This is a genomic window from Flavivirga algicola (assembly GCF_012910715.1).
Classification (GTDB): Bacteria; Bacteroidota; Bacteroidia; order Flavobacteriales; family Flavobacteriaceae; genus Flavivirga; species Flavivirga algicola.
The window spans coordinates 1-2,828 of the sequence record NZ_JABBHF010000024.1; the positions used below are offsets into that span (position 1 = coordinate 1).

The 2,828-nt window shown below is 35.5% G+C and carries 1 protein-coding gene; it reads right to left on the minus strand.

From position 1 onward, the window contains the following. Nucleotides 1-2,734 (minus strand): BspA family leucine-rich repeat surface protein (locus HHX25_RS21045; RefSeq protein WP_169677388.1); only part of this gene is annotated, 2,734 nt, incomplete at its 3' end. Nucleotides 2,735-2,828: the final 94 nt, after the last annotated feature.

The window sequence follows — 2,828 nt, forward strand, 5'->3', positions numbered from 1 at the left end:
TATTGGTCACCTTAGCCACATTCCAATTACCAATATCTTGATTAAAACTTGAAGCTTCATAAAACATGTAACTCATATCAGTCACGTTAGCCACACCCCAATCACCAATATCTTGATTAAAATCTGTAGCTTGAGAAAACATGTAACTCATATCAGTCACATTAGCCACATCCCAATCACCAATATCTTGATTAAAACTTCTAGCTTGAAAAAACATGCCTCCCATATTGGTCACCTTAGCCACATTCCAAGCATCAATATCTTGATTAAAACTTCTAGCTTGATAAAACATGTAACTCATATCAGTCACCTTAGCCACATTCCAATTACCAATATCTTGATTAAAACTTCTAGTTTCTTGAAACATGTGACTCATATCAGTCACCTTAGCCACATTCCAATTACCAATATCTTGATTAAAATCTGTAGCTTGATAAAACATGCTTTCCATATTGGTCACCTTAGCCACATTCCAAGCATCAATATCTTGATTAAAACTTCTAGCTCCATAAAACATGTAACTCATATCAGTCACGTTAGCCACATTCCAAGCATCAATATCTTGATTAAAACTTCTAGCTCCATAAAACATGTAACTCATATTAGTCACGTTAGCCACATTCCAATTACCAATATCTTGATTAAAATCTATAGCTTCTTGAAACATACCTTCCATATTGGTCACCTTAGCCACATTCCAAGCATCAATATCTTGATTAAAACTTCTAGCTCCATAAAACATGTAACTCACATCAGTCACGTTAGCCACATTCCAATCACCAATACCTTGATTAAAACTTCTAGCTTCATAAAACATGTAACTCATATCAGTCACCTTATCCACATTCCAATTACCAATATCTTGATCAAAACTTGTAGCTTGATTAAACATACCTTTCATATCAGTCACGTTAGCCACATTCCAATCACCAATATCTTGATTAAAATCTGTAGCTTCTTGAAACATGCCTTCCATATTGGTCACTTCAGCCACATTCCAATTACCAATATCTTGATTAAAACTTGTAGCTTGATGAAACATGCCATACATATTGGTCACCTTAACCACATTCCAATCACCAATATCTTGATCAAAACTTGTAGCTTGAGAAAACATGTAACTCATATCAGTCACGTTAGCCACATTCCAATTACCAATATCTTGATCAAAATTTGTAGCTTGATTAAACATGCCTTTCATATTGGTCACCTCAGCCACATTCCAATTACCAATAGCTTGATTAAAACTTGTAGTTTGAGAAAACATGCCTTCCATATTGGTCACCTCAGCCACATTCCAATTACCAATAGCTTGATTAAAATTTGTAGCTTGAGAAAACATGTAACTCATATCAGTCACGTTTGCCACATTCCAAGCACCAATATCTTGATTAAAATTTGTAGCTTGATGAAACATGGCATACATATCAGTCACCTTAACCACATTCCAATCACCAATATCTTGATTAAAATTTGTAGCTTGAGAAAACATGCCTCCCATATTGGTCACCTCAGCCACATTCCAATCACCAATATCTTGATTAAAACTTCTAGCTTGAGAAAACATGCCTTTCATATCAGTCACGTTAGCCACATTCCAAGCACCAATATCTTGATTAAAATTTGTAGCTTGAGAAAACATGTAACTCATATCAGTCACCTTAACCACATTCCAAGCACCAATATCTTGATTAAAATTTGTAGCTTGATTAAACATGTAACTCATATCAATCACCTTATCCACATTCCAATTACCAATATCTTGATTAAAACTTGTAGCTTGATTAAACATGTCTTCCATATTGGTCACATTATCTACATTCCAATCACCAATACCTTGATTAAAACTTGTAGCTTGATTAAACATGCCTCCCATATTGGTCACCTCAGCCACATTCCAAGCATCAATAGCTTGATTAAAACTTGTAGCTTGAAAAAACATGCCTCCCATATTGGTCACCTCAGCCACATTCCAAGCACCAATATCTTGATTAAAACTTCTAGCTTGAAAAAACATGCCATCCATATTGGTCACCTTAGCCACATTCCAATCACCAATAGCTTGATTAAAATTTGAAGCTTGAGAAAACATGCCTACCATATTGGTCACCTTAGCCACATTCCAATCACCAATATCTTGATTAAAACTTGTGGCTTGATAAAACATGCCTACCATATTGGTCACCTTAGCCACATTCCAATTACCAATATCTTGATTAAAACTTGAAGCTTTATTAAACATGCCTTCCATATTGGTCACCTTAGCCACATTCCAATTACCAATATCTTGATTAAAATTTGAAGCTACAGCAAACATGTAACTCATATCAGTCACCTTAGATAGATCTGGACGGTCTGTTGCGTTTCCTATTAAATTTATACAGCCATAAAACGCACGCCCCATAGATGTCCATGTTTGGCTGCCCCATTGTTCTATACTTTGGATATTTAACATGCTCCCTTCATTGTTAAAATAAATCCTGGGGAAATCGCCTGTAACAGTAACAGTATATGTATCTGCTTTAGTATAAGTATGGGTGGCATCTCCTGTTTGGTTGGTGGAAAGACTACCATCGCCCCAGTCTACTGTATAATTGTAGGTTGACTCTACTTTTGTTGGTATGGTAATCCTTTGATTAGCTACTGTGGTTTGCCATGTTGTTATAAATTGGGCATTTAAGCTATAGCAGCTTGTTATAAGTGCAAAAAATAGTAGGTGTGATTTTTGTGTCATTTTTTCGTATTTATAGAATTGGTGCTCACTATAATTAAAAGCTGTTTGCAAAGTTATAACTATGAAATAATGTGTAGACCCCCGAAAAGGGGGG